We start from the raw sequence: 17623 nt of genomic DNA, 5'->3' as shown, positions 1-17623 counted from the left end.
ATTTTTCTATCATTTTTAATATTCTGGATGCCATAACTCAAATTTATCAATAAATAGCAACTACTTCTATTTCTATCAGGGCATTTTTGGGCAAAGTTTTTACTGCAATAACTGAACGAGCTGGATAAGGATGAGGTATAAAATATTTACTATATATTTCATTCATTACTGCAAAATTTGATATGTCGGACAAAAAAACGGTTGTTTTGACAATATTTTTTAAGGTCAACCCTATTTCATCTAAAATTGCAGTTATATTTTTGAATATTTGTTCAGTTTGTTCAGTTATTGAATTCGAGATAAATTCTCCTGTTGCCGGATTGATTCCTAATTGCCCAGAAAAAAAAACAAAATCTCCTGCTTTTACTGCTTGTGAGTAGGGTCCAATAACTTCTGGGGCATTTTTGGTTGAGATAACCTTTTTCATAAATTTTTGCCTTTTCAATAAAATTTCATGAAGGTAAAAAAAAAACACTAACTTGCATCGATTTTGTAAATATTTGTGTGGTATGTTATGTTGGACGGGAAAAAGATTGTACTAGGAATTACTGGAAGCATAGCAGCTTATAAAGCTGCTTACCTTGCTCGTGCATTAATAAAGAAAGGAGTGGAAATACAAATTGTAATGACTCCTAAAGGAAAGGAATTTATTACGCCAGTTACCTTATCAGCTTTGACCCAAAAACCTGTAGTGATTGATTTTTTTGCTGCAAATGAAGGTACATGGCATAGTCATGTCAACTTAGGTTTATGGGCAGATGCTATGCTAATAGCACCAGCTACAGCCTCTACTATTGGGAAAATGGCAAATGGAATAGCCAGTAATATGCTTATAACCACTTACTTATCTATGAGAGCCCCCGTATTTGTAGCACCGGCCATGGATTCAGATATGTTTATTCATCCTACAACACAGTATAATATTGATAAATTGCAATCATATGGAAATCATATTATTTTTCCTACAATTGGCTATTTAGCCAGTTCTTTAGAAGGTAAGGGAAGAATGGAAGAGCCCGATACAATTGTAAAAATTATTGAGTATTTTTTTGAAAAAAAAAAGCAATTAATAGGGAAGAAAATATTAATAAATGCTGGTCCCACCCACGAAAGAATAGATCCTACGCGTTATATAAGTAATTATTCTTCAGGAAAAATGGGCTTTGCTTTAGCAGAAGAATGTGCTGAGAGAGGAGCAAAGGTAATCTTAGTAAGTGGTCCTGTACGATTGAAAACTATTCATCCGAATATATTCAGGATTGATGTTGAGTCAGCAGAGGAAATGTATAATGCTACATTAAGCAAATTTTCAGAAATAGATATAGGAATACTCTGTGCTGCAGTTGCAGATTATAAACCTTTGTATTATTCAGAAAACAAAATTAAACACAAAGCAAATGAACCGTTTTCATTGGAATTGACATCTAATCTAGATATCGCTCTTGCTTTAGGTAAAATGAAGAAATCAGGACAAATTTTGGTGGGTTTTGCTTTGGAAACCGAAAATGAATTGTCTAATTCAATAGAAAAATTACAAAAAAAGAACCTGGATTTCATTGTCTTAAATTCTTTGAAAGAAAAAGGATCCGGATTTCAAACAAATACTAATAAAATAACGATTATTAATATGATAGGAAAACAAAAGGAGTTCCCATTGAAATCGAAAAAAGAAGTAGCAATAGATATTGTTGACTACATCTTATCATTATAATATGTCGTTGTAATAACGATAGCAAGATTTTTATATTTAAATACTAACAAGAATACTAACAAGATCACTTTCATGAATTTAGAGTTGATTTTTCAATTTTTGGTTTTGGTAATTGTAATTGTTAATGTTATTCTCTTAAACAGAAATAATGTAACGACTCGTGATGAATTTAGAAGAAATAGAGATGAAAATAATAAATCTGCTAAAGACAGTAGAGAAGAATTATCTTCGTCACTAAAAATGAATCGTGAAGAATTATCGAAAAATATTTCAAATTTCTCTGAAATATTGAATAGGGAATTCAAATCTATTCAAGATTCTGTTAGTATGGCTAATAAATATGGTAGAGAAGAATTAACAAAATCATTGAAAGATTTTGAAGAAAAATTTTCAGCAAGAATTGATTCTTTAGCAAAAGATACAAATATTGTTTTCGAAAAAAATAGGGAAACAATAGAAAAGAAACTAACAGAAATACAAAAAAACAATAGTGCGAAACTTGAAGAAATGCGAAAAACTGTTGATGAAAAACTACATGATACATTAGAAGAAAGATTTACAGAATCATTTAAATCTGTAAGTAACACTTTAGACAAACTTCAAAGAGGAATAGGTGAAATGCGTAATGTGGCTAGTAACGTTGGTGATTTAAGGAAAGTATTATCCAATGTTAAAACAAAAGGTGTCCTGGGTGAATATCAGCTTGCTGCAATACTTGAACAGCTTCTTCCGCCTAGTCAATATGCCAAAAATGTTAAAACAAAATCGGGGAGCAAAGAAAATGTTGAATTCGCGATAAAAATACCTAGCAAAAAGGAAACACATGAATTTATATGGTTACCTATTGATGCAAAATTTCCAACTGCAGATTATGAAAGTCTTATGTCTTCATATGAAACAGCTGATTTACAAATGATTGAACGCTCTAAAAAAGATTTAGAGACAAAAATAAAAAAGTTTGCAAAAGATATTCATGAAAAATATATAGATCCTCCTAATACAACTGAATTTGCAATAATGTTTTTACCCTTTGAAGGATTGTATGCGGAAGTATTACGCATACCAAATCTTTTTCAAAGTATACACGTAGAATTCAAAATTACAATTGCTGGGCCAACTACTATATCAGCTTTTCTTAATAGTCTTCAAATGGGATTCAGAAGTTTGGCTGTTGAAAAAAGAACAAGTGAGATATGGGATTTATTAGGTGCTGTAAAGACGCAATTCAGTAAGTTTGCCGAAGTTGTAGAAGCAGCAAAAAAGAAACTTGACAGTGCAAGTGAAGAATTGGCCAAAACGGGCATCCGATCAAGACAAATTGAAAAAAAATTAGAAAACGTACAATCATTGCCTGAACCTGATTCACAAAAACTACTGGGTGATTTGGACTTTGAAAACGAAAAAATACAGTAGAAAAAGAAGTGCATAATAAACATGTTCGTTTTCAAAAAAACGAAGTACTTGAATTATTATAATAATGCGTTCTATCCAGGTATTTTGTTTCACTACATTTTACAAAACTTACTTAATATGAAAAAGCTTTTATTCCCTGGTAAGTTTATTGTTTTTAAGCCTCTAGGCTATTTACCCAAGAGAAAGAGGTGGAAAATGTTAATGAGCAACAAATTGATATTTTTGAGTGAATTGGAAGAAAATTGTGACCACGTGTGATATAGAAAATTTTTACAAAAAGTTCATTCACTATAGGAAATATTTCATTTGCAAATTTAATGTGTACACGGGTGTGCACATACGATCTTACATTCTGAGATGGTTTTTTTCTACAAATGAAACATCTAAGAAAATACCTTAGTAAGTACTTCGAATACTTATAGCCTTACGTTGATTTTCCAGAATAATTAAATGTAAAGGGCATTAATGTAATTATGAAATAAATTGCCATGATGAAAAGCAATAATAGTATTGGAATACTATCGAAAATTGCAAGAAAAGTCAGTTTGGCTTTTTCTATATTCTATTTTCTTTAAAAATCTTTAATATGGGAAGTCATAACATATTTTATTACAACTTACTTTACTCTAACAATTAATGGCAAATTTAAACCTTCAAAAAAACCAGTATGCTTCAAAGTTTATCCGTAAGAAATTGTGCCCTAATATCCAAATTGGAAATAAATTTCTCCAAAAATTTTTCTGTCATTACAGGCGAAATAGGTTCTGGAAAATCCGTCGTTACAGGAGCTTTATCTCTGAATTTTAGGATTTAATCCTTTTTTCAATGAAAAACATAGAAAATATAATGCAAAAGCAAAAAACTGTATTATAAATAAAGAAAGAAATATGGAAGTTAGGTAAATTGCGTGCACTCGATGCTCCAATGGGATTAATGATTTGAAAGAATTAGGTTTTTATTTAATTGATATTCTCTCACAATATGGAAATTTATTATTGGAAGATAATAGCTTTTAACTACAGGATGTATTAGTCTGCAATAAAAACTTAAAGAATGAGTATAAAATGTTTATACTTCCTTCGTATCTGTTTATTATCAATTTCAAAGGTTAAAAGAAAAATCTAAAAGATCTGCTAATGAATAAGATTATCTCCTTTTCAATTTAGTCAGTTGAAAGAGACCAATCCAAAATTCGGTGAACAAGTAGAATTGCAAAGAAAACAAAGAGAATAGGAATCCCTTTCACATGATGAAAAAGGAATTGTTTTTTTATTGAAAAAATCTCTGAATATAGTTTTTTCTTTAAGAAAAGTGTGCCCTAAAGTGTGCCCTAAGTTGAATAAGTATAGCAGATAAATTACAAACAGTCCATTTGAATTTGAATGATATAGAAGGTATGGTCAAGAATGTTTAGGACTATCTCCTGATAGATTACAACAAGTTAACAAATGACTAGATTTGCTTTATTCTTTATAGCAAAAACACAAAGTAAATAATATGGGAAAACTCATTGAAGTGAAAAATCATTTTAAATAAACAATTAAAAGAAATAGCGAATTACGATGAATATATCAAGCCAAATGAAAGAATTATAGGCCAATATATTTTGATTAGCTCAAAAATTGACTCGAACTCGATGTAAAGCAGCTATATTGTTAGAAACCCAATTAAAAAAGCAAGCTAGTGCTTTAGGAATTCCAAAAATGCAGTTTAATTGTCAAATAACAGATAAGAATCCGGATACTTTTGGGCAGACAATCTAAAATTCTTATTTCCAGTAAATCAAAATAATGATTTGAGAGTAATATTTCAAATAGCTTCAGATAGTGAAGCTCCCAAGGCTAATGTTGGGACTAGAAGCTTTGTTAGCTGTAAGTAACAGCACTTTCCTTCTATTATTTTTGATGAAATAGAATTACGGATGTTTCAGGAGAAATTGCTGATAAAATGGGAAAACTAATGCACAAAATGAAAATGGGCAGAGTAATGGCAGGTAATTGTTATTAATACCCGTTTGCCGTAATTAGCGGCACGATGAGACAATTAATTTGTGATATACAAAACAAAGAAAAGAATCCTCTATGGAAATATTTATTCATCAGTTATCTAAAAAAGAAAGGATAAGAGTAATTGTTCAATTACTCAGTAGTTCGGAATTGACAAGTGCTGCTATAGAAAATGCCAAGGAATTATTAAAATGAAAGAATTTGAAATGATTTTCGGCAAACGAGCCATTATAGAAGCTATACAGATAGGTAAAAAAATAGATAAAATTTTGATATGCAAAGGGTTACAGAGTAAGCTGTCTCATGAATTGTTTAACATCATAAAAGAAACAGATATTCTTATTCGCCGAGTACCTCGTGAAAAATTAGACCGATTGACTCGCAGAAATCATCAGGGATTAGTTGCTTTTATTTCAACCATCACTTATCAAAAATTGGAGAGTATTGTTCCATTTTTATATGAAGAAGGAAAAGTTCCACTTATTTTATTATTAGATGGAATAACTGATGTACATAATTTTGGAGCCATTGCCCGTAGTTGTGAATGTGCAGGAGTAAATGCAATTGTTATTCCACTCGTCAATAGTGTTTCAGTTAATGCCGATGCTATAAAAATTTCTGCAGGAGCATTAATGTCACTATCTGTTTGTCGTGAATCCAATATTATGAATGCTGTCAAATTTCTGAAACTGTGTGGATATAAAGTTTATGCAGCTACTGAGAAAGCTACAACTCTCTATACAAAGACTGATTACACATATCCAACAGCTATCGTAATAGGAAGTGAAGATAAAGGTATTTCGCCAGCTGTTTTATATCTTTGTGATAAACTGGTAAAGATCCCTACCTTGGGGAATATTACATCATTAAATGTATCAGCTGCTACTGCGGTACTTCTGTACGAAGTCCTTCGGCAAAGGACTACGTGTTCTTAACGGTTTTGCAATTATTACTAAATCATGAATTTACAACTGTTAAGGCATAAATCATTAGTTTCGGATTTGTATTATTCATCGATAGCTGCTCCTTAATAAGAATAAGATTCTATTATCAAGGATTCCAATGCTTTTATCATGCTTTTATCTTTTCTTCTATTGTCGCTAACATATCACTCAATCGTTCTACATTAGATTTTGTAATGGCGATTCGTCCAGAACGAATAAACTGTAAAACACCTATCTTTTCACTCAACTCTGTGAACAAAGCTTGTGTTTCATCATAATGCCCAGTCTTTTCTAAGACAGTCCAAACTTCGGTCATGTCCAATATTCGAACATTATATTGACGAATAAGGTCTTCAATAGATCTCAAAACTAGCAAACGAGATGTAGAAACTTTGTACAAAGCGATCTCCTGAAAAACAAGGTCTACATCTATATTGTAATAAGCCTTTAATATATCAACTTGTTTATCAATTTGTTTTGTTACTTTACATATGATTTCTGCATCAGCGAATGTAGTAATTGTAAATTTATGGATACCCTCAAGAGCAGACTGAGAAACAGAAAGTGTTTCTATGTTTAGTCCACGCCTTGTAAAAATAATAGCTACTTGGTTCAGTAAGCCAACAATATTTTCAGAAAATATTGTTATTGTATAAAGTATTTTATTTTTCATCTCCTAACAATATATGTGTAATGCATGCCCCAGCTGGAATCATTGGATAAACCATACTTTTTGATAACACTTTAGCTTCCAGCAAGTAGGTCCCCTTTGTTTCTAACATTTCGTAAATAGCTTCATCTAATTCTTCTCTTCTAGAAACACTTCTTCCCGGAATGCGATAGGCAGATGCTATTTGAATGAAATCAGGATTATCCATAGCTGTTTCAGAATATCGTTCGGAAAAGAATAGTTCCTGCCACTGGCGAACCATTCCTAAATAACTATTATTCAAAAGAATGATTTTGACATCAATATTTGACTGCATAATTGTTCCTAATTCTTGAATGGTCATTTGAAATCCACCGTCTCCGACAAAGAGACAAACTGTACGATTAGGAACACCGCATTTTGCCCCTATAGATGCAGGTAAACCAAACCCCATTGTTCCTAATCCCCCTGAAGTTACTACACTACGAGTTTGTTTATATTTGAAGTAACGAACCCCCATCATTTGATTTTGACCTACATCTGTTACCAGAACTGCATTGCCTTCAGTAGCTTCTGATACTTTATGTACTACTTCTCCCATTCTTAAAGGACCTACTTGAGAATAAAGTTCTTTTTGGATAACTGTATTCAGTTCTTGTTCCAATAGAGATTTGAATGTTTTTTTCCAAGCCGTATGTTGTGTTTTTTTTAATAATTTATTTACCGCCGGAAGAGTTTCCTTTATATTTCCCAAAACGGCAACATTGACTTTAACGTTTTTATTGATTTCTGAAGGATCTATATCAAAGTGTATAATTTGAGCTTGTTTAGCATAAGTATTCAAATCTCCGGTAACGCGGTCATCGAAACGCATTCCAATGGCAATCAATACATCACATTCATTTGTTTTCAAATTAGCAGCAACATTACCATGCATCCCTAACATTCCCATATTTAAGGGTTCATCACTTGGCAAAGCAGAAAGCCCCAACATAGTAGAGGCGGCAGGAATATCTCCATGCTGTAAAAAGTCTAACAGTTCTTTCTCAGCGTTGCCCAAAATCACACCTTGTCCCACCAAAGCTAATGGTTTTTTGGAATGATTAATAAGGCTAGCTGCAGATTGTAAACTTTCTTTACTTGACCCTGGCACCGGAACATACGAACGGATATGATCAATACAGACAGGATGATAAGAAATTTGTGCTGTTTGTGCATTTTTAGTAATATCCAATACAACCGGCCCCAAACGACCGGACAAAGCAATATAAAAAGCACGAGCTATTGCCCAAGGGATTTCATCAACATCTCGTACTTGATATGCCCATTTAGTAATGGGTTGAGTGATCCCAATCACATCTATTTCTTGAAAGGAATCAGTGCCTAATAAAATGGAGGGTACCTGCCCCGCAATAACCACTATAGGTGTAGAATCTATCATCGCATCAGCAACTCCTGTAATTGTATTAGCGATTCCAGGCCCAGAAGTAACCACTGTAACGCCTACTTTTCCCGAAACACGAGCATATCCTTGCGCTGCATGAACAGCACCTTGTTCATGGCGAACAAGAATATGACGAAGCTTGTCTTTATAGTCGTACAAAGCGTCATAAATGGGTATAGCTTGCCCCCCCGGATAACCAAAGACAATATCCACCCCTTCGTGCAAAAGAGATTCTATCAGAGCATAAGAACCAGGGAGCAATTGTATTGATTTGTGATTTACCATTGATAATATCTAATTCAGAATCTTCAATACAAAAGTAAAATCATTTTCTATATTTTGAAATTTTCAGAATAAATGAATTGTCAGTTAATTTATATTGCTCTGAAATGAAACTCTAGCTTAGAATTAAAATATGCTCAGTCAATAATATTTAAGTGTAAGCGTATTTATATGAATATTTAAAAAATCGACATTTTTTTGTAAAATCAGTTTTTAATCTATTAATACGTGATTAGGCCCTGTCTATACAAGTTTTTATGGTTGGAATAAGAAAATAGTTTAAATCAAGGGGAGATTTTAAAATAGACACTTTTTTATAAGATCCCTAAGATTGATAGATTTAAGAAAATACTTTCTTGCTATCTCTGTGTTTTTGTATACCTTTGGCATCTAATTCTTAATGTTGGGATTCAAAAAAGAACGAAAATAAATCAAGGAGATAAATGGCAAAGAGTAAGATCATTGAAGTAATGGCTCCAATAGGTTCATACGAGTCTTTGTCTGCCGCAATACAGGGAGGAGCTGATTCAGTTTACTTTGGAATTGAAGATTTGAATATGCGTTCGAATTCTACTAGTAACTTTACAATAGAGGATATCCTAAAGATTGTCCCAATCTGTCAGCAACACCAAATAAAAACGTATCTTGCTGTCAATACTATCCTCTACAACAACGATCTTGTTTCCATGCGTGCGATAATCAATGCTGCTCGAGATGCTGGAATTTCGGCAATTATTGCAGCGGATGTAGCAGGAATGCTTTATGCTCGCGATAAGGGTATGGAAATACATCTTTCTACACAATTGAATATCTCCAATATAGAATCACTTCGTTTTTATGCACAGTTTGCAGATGTAGTAGTTTTAGCAAGAGAATTAACACTTGAACAAGTAAAAGAAATTCGTAGACAAATTGTTGAACAAAAGATAAAGGGACCTAGTAGTAAATTGCTACGTATAGAAGCATTTGCGCATGGTGCTCTTTGTATGGCAATTTCTGGGAAATGTTATTTGAGTTTACACGAAATGAATTCATCAGCTAATAGAGGCAAATGTAATCAGGTTTGTAGACGAGGATACATTGTTAAAGACAAACAATCGGAGATAGAATTAGAGATAGATAACCAATATATTTTTTCATCTAAAGATTTAAAAACTATACGTTTTATTGATAAAATGATAGATTCAGGTATCGAAATTTTTAAAATAGAAGGACGTGCAAGAGGACCAGAATACGTGCGAGTAGTGACAGAATGCTATAAAAAAGCCATTAAGGCGTATTTTGAAAACAATTTTACAGAAAAAATGAAAGATACTTGGGATGGGCAACTTAGGCGGGTTTTTAATCGAGGTTTCTGGAATGGTTATTATTTAGGACAGCGACTGGGTGAATGGAGTAATTGCTATGGGAACGAAGCTTTAGAAAAAAAAATGTACATTGGCAAAGTTGTTAATTATTTTCCCAAAATACAGGTAGGTGAATTTTTGATGGAAACACAAGAACTTCATAAAGGTGACAAAGTATTAATTACAGGACCAACAACTGGTGCTTTGTTTTTGAAAGCCAATGAAATTCGGGTAAATCTATTGCCCGTAGAAACAGCTGCACAAGGAGAGCGATTTTCTATGCCCGTATCCGAGAAAATACGTCCTTCGGATAAAATATTTAAAATAACAAATAGACTAAGATAAACGTTATATGGGAAAATTTTTTGAAATAGAAATGAAAGTGCGTGATTATGAATGTGATTCACAAGGAATTGTAAATAATGCCAATTATTTGCATTATTTTGAAAATACAAGACATGAATTTTTACTCTATATAGGACTGTCTTTTGCAGATGCACATCAAAAAGGGATAGATTCTGTTATAACACATGTTGAATTAGACTATAAATATTCGCTTCGTGGAGATGATGTTTTTATTTCTTTTTTGATGATTGAACGAAAAGGAGCAAAAGTTATTTTTCATCAAAGTATTCGCCGCAAAATTGATAATAAAATATGTTGTAAAGGCAAAATAGAAGCTGTTATTTTAATTAATGGAAAACTCTCTAGAGGCAATTATTATGATTCCTTGATGAAAGATTACTTCATTAAGTAATGTAAAAAACCATTTATTATTTCTAATAATAGAAAATGACTAGTATTTTTTTACTAGTCTGTAGCTGTATGAAATACATAGGATATACGAAATAAGTTTATTGTTTTTATGGATTTATTATAAGTTTTTTAATAAAAAATTATTACCGTTTAATTGATATAATGACAATTTACAAAATCAATCAAACGTAAGAGGTATAGTGATTGAGGAAATAGAACGAATATTGCCTAATTATGAGTCAATTAAATGGAAAGATATTTGTGATTATACGAAAGAGATAGAAGTCAATTTTTAATTTTCCGTTATAAAGACCTTGAAAATCAAGGATACAATGGTGCGTTAATAAATCCTGATAATTAGATGGCGAATGTCGATCTTATCAAAATGACTTACAAATTTTGATAAGAAAAGTTAAGGCTGGTTACGAAAATAAAATGCATGATGTTGACTTTCATTTTGCTCTCCAAAGCAAATAAGGGCTTATGAGTCTAGTGAAAAACTTCAAATCATAAAAGAAAAAGTACTTTCGTATACTGAGGAAATCAAGAATATAGAGAACGGTTTGGAAAATAATCAAGGAAATATTTATAGAGACATATTTTTTGCTTACCAGAAAGATTTTACAAGATGAATTTCATCGCTTATTCAATCAGTTATCTATGTACTCCTCCTCTACGGAGTAGATTTAACGAAAAAAACTGAAACAAGTCATTGAAGTTGAAAAAGGCTTCAAAAAATAATCAAAGATATAGTGAGAGATTCTCTAAATGAAAAAGATTCGATTATATAAAAAATATCAAGAAATATGAAAAGTTGATAGATAAGATTTGGTTGTTTTCTTACAGGATACAATCCTGAGATTATAAACGATTGTAGTCAAGTAACGGTAGAGACTGTGAAACAATATTTATCGGCAATGCTTATTATTGCTACACTCTGGGATTTATTGGTTATACTTTTCAAGTAGAAAAGAATAATTATTCTCATTAATGGTAAAATAAGAGGAGTAATAATGCTTTTTTACGTCTGATTTCATCCCATGGATCTTACCGTTTTCTGCTTGCTTGTCTTGTGTTAATTATTGGTTCTATTATATACTTGATCAAATTCTTTTTAAAGATGATTTTGCCGATAAAAACAAGAGAGATAAATGATCAAATTGGCCGAATTAATAATGAAATCTTAAAAAAAGAAATTGAAAAAGATCTTCCTAATAAAAATATTGCCAGAAATCTTTTTATTTCAGCGACATCTACTAGTGTACAAAAACAAAAGGATTCAACAAGTCGTATGCAAGTTGTTGGTAACGAGGTGCGTACGCAATCTCAAATAAATCCAAATTTAAACTGAGTTACTCAAATTTAAAATGATGATATCATCGTGGATTACAATATGTGTTTGTACTATATTTTCCCTTATGATAGAGAGTTACTTGTTTTAATAATTAAATGGATGACAACAGCAGATAATGATGATTATCATGAAACTATTATTTGTCAAATGAAAGCTAGAATACAAAAACTCAAAAATTTAGGTAGATAAATTAGGTAGAAGCAAAATAACTTTGCAAAAAAGTTATTTTGCTTCTCTTGTCATTTTCATATTCTGCTTATAATAGTGGGGAGCAACCATACTAAGACCAGCTTCGCTGAATTTATCTTGAATATTTTGCCTTAGTTCAGAAAAAGATTGTATCAATTTATCAGCGTCATTTATATAGGCGTTTATTTGATAAGTAGTATAAAAATCCCCAAAACTTGTTTCGAGAACAAAAGGATGGGGTTCCTTTAAAATATTGGGTGTGGCTTCTGCTCCGTCAAGAAGAATTTTATGTATAATTCGCCAAGGAGTATCGTATCCAAAAGTTACATCGAAATGTAAGATTAATCCGTTTGTTCTTGCCGATTCACTCAGATTAGTAGTTTGTGCATTAATTACTGTAGCATTAGAAATAGTTACTATTTCGTTTTTTATAGTTAAAATACGAGTTACGATAGGTGTCTTTTCAATAACATTTCCCATGATATCATTTATTTTTATCATATCTCCTATTTTGAACGGACGCATATAAGTGATGATTATTCCAGCTACTAAATTACTGATAGCTGAACTAGAGCCAAGGGAAAATATCAAGCCTACTAAAACTGAAACACCTTTAAATGCATCTGATTCAGAATGAGGTAAGTAGGGATAGATTAAAGCAATCATAAAAGCATATAATAAAAATCGTATGATGCCAAATGTTGGTTTTGCCCAATCTGGATAAAATCCGTGTAATTTTAATCGTTCCTTTTCAATTTCCTCTGCTAATGCTCTAACTCCTTTTATTACATAATAAAATATTATCCAAATAATTATGATAGTAAATAAATTGGGTATATATTGGACAATGCCCACACCTATCTTTTTTATTGGACTCCATATATAAGAAAAGATTTGTATCGATAAATTTTCTGTTTGAGGGAAGATGCTAAAAATAATAGGGAAAAATATTAGTAACTGAATAGTAATAACGACGAATCTCAATGCTTTCAATAAAGCATAAATAATTCTTATTTGTCTTCCAACGTTAAGCAATTCATAGTTTTTGATAAAAAATGGCTTTAATCGTTTTTTTCGTATTAATTTTACCTTTTTTCGCAAATTCCAATACCCCTTATTTGTTGCCTTAAATAAAATGTACTGAATTGTTAATATTAATAAAACTAGAACAATATTTTTAATTGAATTTTCTAGCCTATGTTTTTTTTGCAATGTTTTCAGTGCTTTAACAATAATTGTTTTATTCAATACAGCTAAATCTCTTCGAGACATTTGAGTACAGTAAGCATCTTTATCGGTCAAAGTCATAATTGGCTTACCATCATATGTTATATTGGTCGTGTAATTATCTGAGATAATACAAACTTTGTCGGGATTTATTCCATTTTTTTTACCTAGCTTTTCAATGGTAGATTGAATTTGAATTGCTCTTTGTATAGGGCGTAGCCCTCCACTGCCTTTATATATGTAGAATAAAGTGTCTTTTTCTATGATTACAGGTATCTCGCTAATAACATCATATAAAGAATCTGTTTCTACTAGTTTTAATTTTGCCGAACTAGTCTGGATATGAGATTGTGTCCGTTCAATTCCAAACGATTCGGTTTCCAAAATCTTAGGGAAAAATAATAGAGGCACTATTTCAATCCAATAAAAAATCAGCGAATGACAAAACATTACCATAATGTCATAAATCTTAAATTTTTGATAATACAAATTTATAGAAAAAAGGGGATTGATTAATTACGTACTGCTTATTCATTTATTATCTTAGCATTTTGGACATTTTCTTTATTTTTGTCAGAGGAAAGAAGTGTACAAAATTTTTATAATCTGGAAATGGTATTTTTTTTTAAAGCAATTACTAATTCTATTTTAGCAGTCCAAACAATTCAAGAATTAAATAGTACAGATATAGATAAATTGATTTGGCTTTTTGGGGGAGCAGAATTGCTAAAAGACAGTCATATAGATGTCCTTGTAGTAGGACCTCGTCGTGAAATGATTACTCCATGGAGTACTAATGCAATGGAAATTACCCAAATTATGGGCATAAAGGGAATTCTAAGAATAGAAAAGTTTCAACTTTTATCTCAAACTCTTTCTGAAAAAGAACTAAAAACAACATATGATCCAATGCTTTATCAATTATATCGTAGCATTGGACAAGATATTTTCACCATAAATAAAAAACCAGAAGGTATCATTTTAGTAAAAAATATTGCCAATTTTAATTCTTTGGAAGGATTGGCTTTAAGCGAAGAAGAGATAGATTATCTTAATGGAGTAAGTAAAAGATTAGGAAGACATCTTACTGATAGTGAAGTGTTTGGTTTTTCACAAGTGAATTCAGAGCACTGCCGACACAAGATATTTAATGGAACATTTATAATTGATGGAGTGAATAAAAAGTTCACTCTTTTTCAATTAATCAGGAGGACATCTGAAAAAAATCCCAATTATTTAGTTTCAGCATACAAAGATAATGTAGCTTTCAATCAGGGACCAATAATAAAGCAATTTGCTCCAGCTGCAGGATATAAACCTGATTTTTTTGAAATAAAAGAAATAGAGACTGTTATCTCGCTAAAAGCGGAAACGCATAATTTCCCTACTACAGTAGAACCTTTCAATGGAGCTTCAACAGGAAGTGGTGGAGAAATACGAGACCGTTTAGGGGGAGGCAAAGCATCATTACCCATTGCAGGTATAGCAGTATATATGACATCTTATCTTTGGAATAAAGGAGTGAATAGGAAGTGGTTATACCAAAGTCCTGAGCAAATTTTGATAAAAGCATCCAATGGAGCCTCAGATTTTGGTAATAAATTTGGGCAACCTCTTATCTGTGGTTCAGTTCTAACTTTTGAACATCAAGAGAATGGAAAACTATATGGATACGATAAAGTAATTATGCTAGCGGGAGGAATAGGTTTTGCAAAACGAAAAGATGCTTTAAAAGGGAAAGTGAAAGTTGGAGAAAAAATAATTGTTCTTGGAGGAGATAACTACCGTATCGGTATGGGAGGAGGTGCTGTATCTTCAGTTGATACAGGAGAATATTGTAATGGTATAGAATTGAACGCTGTACAAAGGGCAAATCCAGAAATGCAAAAGCGAATAGCGAATGTTATTCGTACTCTCTCCGAATCAAATAATAATCCAATTATCTCCATTCATGATCATGGTGCTGGAGGACATTTGAATTGCTTTTCCGAACTAGTAGAAAATACGGGCGGATATATAGAAATCGATAAATTGCCAATAGGAGATCCAACTTTATCAGCAAAAGAGATTATTGGTAATGAAAGTCAGGAACGAATGGGATTATTGTTAAAAACAGAGGATGTTGAAAGGGTAAGTAAAATATCTGAACGTGAACGTTCTCCAATGTATATTGTCGGTAAAACTACTGGGGATATGCGATTTGTTTTTGAACAAAAAGATGGTAAGCGTCCTTTAGATATGCATTTAAATGATTTTTTTGGAAAACCACCTCATATGATTATTAGAGATGTAACTGTCAAGGAATCATTTAAAAACCCTAAATACAATAAGGACAATATTTTCAAATACATTGAACAAGTATTAAAATTGGAAGCAGTTGCTTGCAAAGACTGGCTGACCAACAAAGTAGATCGCTCAGTAACAGGAATGGTAGCCCGTCAACAGTGTGTTGGAGAAATACAATTACCATTAAGCGATTTAGGAGTAGTAGCTTTAGATTACTATGGACAAGTTGGAATTGCAACAGCTATCGGTCACGCACCACAAATAGCCTTGGTCGATTCCGCTGTTGGTTCAGTAATGGCTATAGCAGAATCCTTAACCAATATTTTATTTGCTCCTTTGAAAAATGGACTAAAAAGTGTTTCCTTAAGTGCTAATTGGATGTGGGCATGTAAAAATAAAGGTGAAGATGCCCGTTTGTATAAAGCTGTGGAAGCCTGTTCCCAATTTGCTTGTGATTTAGGAATTAATATCCCAACCGGAAAAGATTCCTTATCCATGACTCAAAAATATAAAGATAGTAAAGTATATGCACCTGGAACAGTTATTATTTCAGCAGCGGCAGAGGTTTCAAATATCAGAAAAATTGTTTCCCCTGTGTTGGTTAATGATGTTAATACGACAATTTATTATATCGATTTTTCTTCGGATAATTTTAAATTGGGGGGGTCTGCCTTTGCTCAATCTTTGGATACAGTGGGTCAGGATATTCCAACAGTGAATGATACACAATATTTCAAAAAGGCTTTTAATATTGTTCAAGGATTGATAAAAGAGAGATTAATTTTATCAGGACATGATATTTCGGCAGGAGGTATGATAACTACTTTATTGGAAATGTGCTTTGCCAATGAAACAGGAGGTATGAAGATTTGTTTATCATCTTTGGGAAAAGGAGATGTTGATATAATCAAAAAAATTTTTAGTGAAAATGTAGGTATTATTATACAAGTGAAAGATACGGAAGTTGTTGAAAAATATTTGAATGAACAAAAAATACGAAGAGTTAATATTGGTTCTCCAATGAAAGAACGCTGTATTTTATTATCTGACTTAAAAATGCAATATCGTCTTGATATAAACTATTTACGTGATATATGGTATTACCCTTCTTATTTATTAGATAGGAAACAATCCGGGAAAATTAGAGCGAAAGAACGTTTTGCAAACTATAAACATCAAATATTAATAAATGTATTTCCGAAATCATTCGATGGGAAATTGAGTAGTTATAATATTTCTGCTGATAGAAAAATACAATCAGGTATTAAAGCTGCTATTATCCGTGAGAAAGGAACTAATGGTGAACGAGAGATGGCTTATGCCTTATATTTAGCAGGTTTTGATGTAAAAGATGTACATATGACGGATTTAGCTACTGGACGTGAAACATTAGAAGAAATCAACATGATTGTTTTTTGTGGTGGATTTTCTAATTCGGATGTATTGGGTTCGGCGAAAGGTTGGGCGGGAGCTTTTCGTTATAACGAAAAATCAGCAACAGCTTTAAGAAAATTTTATGCTCGAGATAATACATTAAGTCTAGGGGTTTGCAATGGATGTCAGTTAATGGTCGAACTTAGTTTAATTTATTCAAAGAATAAAAAACGACATTTAATGCTTCATAACAATTCACACAAATTTGAATCTGGATTTGTATCGGTAGAAATACCTCAAAATCATTCAATAATGTTTCGTACATTGTCAAATAGTAAGTTGGGTATTTGGATAGCTCATGGTGAGGGAAAATTCCAGTTGCCGATGAAAGAACATGAATATCACATTGTTGCTAAATATGTTTACAATACTTATCCAGGAAATCCAAATGGATCAGACTATGCTGTGGCTGGTATTTGCTCGGAAGATGGTCGCCACTTAGCTTTAATGCCTCATCTTGAGCGAGCAGTATTTCCATGGCAATGGGCATATTATCCTCAAAATCGTAATAAAGACGAAGTAAGCCCTTGGATAGAGGCATTTGTCAATGCCCGTAAATGGATTTCTAATAAACATTAAAAG

General features: G+C 32.1%; 13 protein-coding genes. 9 read left to right on the top strand and 4 right to left on the bottom strand.

Annotated features, from left to right (window positions below; all coding sequences use genetic code 11):
- Positions 1 to 46: 46 nt before the first annotated feature.
- On the bottom strand, positions 47 to 427 hold the full coding sequence (locus CFPG_RS03530) for a RidA family protein (protein ID WP_012573633.1): 381 nt from the start codon (positions 425 to 427) through the stop codon (positions 47 to 49).
- A gap of 87 nt (positions 428 to 514) precedes the next feature.
- Between CFPG_RS03530 and coaBC the strand changes: the two genes are divergently transcribed.
- The 4 genes from coaBC to rlmB all read left to right on the top strand — a co-directional run bounded on the left by coaBC (position 515) and on the right by rlmB (position 6065).
- Positions 515 to 1711 (top strand): bifunctional phosphopantothenoylcysteine decarboxylase/phosphopantothenate--cysteine ligase CoaBC, encoded by a 1197-nt coding sequence (gene coaBC, locus CFPG_RS03525; RefSeq protein ID WP_012573632.1) that lies wholly within the window; start codon positions 515 to 517, stop codon positions 1709 to 1711.
- Between the two features lie 366 nt (positions 1712 to 2077).
- Positions 2078 to 3124: a DNA recombination protein RmuC gene (locus tag CFPG_RS03520; RefSeq protein WP_265347969.1), complete on the top strand. Its 1047-nt coding sequence runs from the start codon at positions 2078 to 2080 to the stop codon at positions 3122 to 3124.
- 667 nt (positions 3125 to 3791) lie between these two features.
- Positions 3792 to 3938, top strand: coding sequence for an AAA family ATPase (locus CFPG_RS05530; protein WP_265347968.1), 147 nt, complete (start codon positions 3792 to 3794; stop codon positions 3936 to 3938).
- Positions 3939 to 5321: 1383 nt separating this feature from the next.
- Positions 5322 to 6065 (top strand): 23S rRNA (guanosine(2251)-2'-O)-methyltransferase RlmB, encoded by a 744-nt coding sequence (gene rlmB / locus CFPG_RS03510; RefSeq protein ID WP_012573630.1) that lies wholly within the window; start codon positions 5322 to 5324, stop codon positions 6063 to 6065.
- 136 nt (positions 6066 to 6201) lie between these two features.
- Here the strand turns inward: rlmB and ilvN are convergent, their stop codons facing one another.
- Both ilvN and ilvB read right to left on the bottom strand, forming a co-directional pair.
- Positions 6202 to 6747, bottom strand: a complete 546-nt coding sequence (gene ilvN / locus CFPG_RS03505; protein WP_012573629.1) for an acetolactate synthase small subunit — start codon at positions 6745 to 6747, stop codon at positions 6202 to 6204.
- A complete protein-coding gene (gene ilvB, locus CFPG_RS03500; RefSeq protein WP_012573628.1) occupies positions 6737 to 8452 on the bottom strand; it encodes a biosynthetic-type acetolactate synthase large subunit in 1716 nt (571 codons plus the stop codon). Before ilvB ends, ilvN begins: the two co-directional genes overlap by 11 nt.
- A gap of 440 nt (positions 8453 to 8892) precedes the next feature.
- Between ilvB and CFPG_RS03495 the strand changes: the two genes are divergently transcribed.
- The 4 genes from CFPG_RS03495 to CFPG_RS05525 all read left to right on the top strand — a co-directional run bounded on the left by CFPG_RS03495 (position 8893) and on the right by CFPG_RS05525 (position 12094).
- On the top strand, positions 8893 to 10140 hold the full coding sequence (locus CFPG_RS03495; protein WP_012573627.1) for a peptidase U32 family protein: 1248 nt from the start codon (positions 8893 to 8895) through the stop codon (positions 10138 to 10140).
- Positions 10141 to 10147: 7 nt separating this feature from the next.
- A complete protein-coding gene (locus CFPG_RS03490; protein ID WP_012573626.1) occupies positions 10148 to 10552 on the top strand; it encodes an acyl-CoA thioesterase in 405 nt (134 codons plus the stop codon).
- Between the two features lie 1119 nt (positions 10553 to 11671).
- The gene (locus CFPG_RS03485; protein WP_041572422.1) at positions 11672 to 11902 is read left to right on the top strand and encodes a hypothetical protein; all 231 of its coding nucleotides are present in this window, start codon (positions 11672 to 11674) and stop codon (positions 11900 to 11902) included.
- A gap of 30 nt (positions 11903 to 11932) precedes the next feature.
- Positions 11933 to 12094: a hypothetical protein gene (locus tag CFPG_RS05525; protein WP_265347967.1), complete on the top strand. Its 162-nt coding sequence runs from the start codon at positions 11933 to 11935 to the stop codon at positions 12092 to 12094.
- A 33-nt stretch (positions 12095 to 12127) separates the two neighbouring features.
- Here the strand turns inward: CFPG_RS05525 and CFPG_RS03480 are convergent, their stop codons facing one another.
- Positions 12128 to 13777 carry a mechanosensitive ion channel family protein gene (locus CFPG_RS03480; protein WP_012573625.1) on the bottom strand — a complete coding sequence of 550 codons (1650 nt, stop codon included), beginning with the start codon at positions 13775 to 13777 and terminating at the stop codon, positions 12128 to 12130.
- Between the two features lie 156 nt (positions 13778 to 13933).
- On the opposite strand from CFPG_RS03480, the gene purL reads away from it, so the two are divergent.
- Positions 13934 to 17620, top strand: a complete 3687-nt coding sequence (purL, locus tag CFPG_RS03475; RefSeq protein WP_012573624.1) for a phosphoribosylformylglycinamidine synthase — start codon at positions 13934 to 13936, stop codon at positions 17618 to 17620.
- Positions 17621 to 17623 lie beyond the last annotated feature (3 nt).

Origin of the sequence: Candidatus Azobacteroides pseudotrichonymphae genomovar. CFP2 (assembly GCF_000010645.1) — a bacterium.
GTDB classification, from domain to species: domain Bacteria; phylum Bacteroidota; class Bacteroidia; order Bacteroidales; family Azobacteroidaceae; genus Azobacteroides; species Azobacteroides pseudotrichonymphae.
Note: the sequence above shows the minus strand (reverse complement) of the source record. Positions and strands in the feature narration are given on the sequence as shown.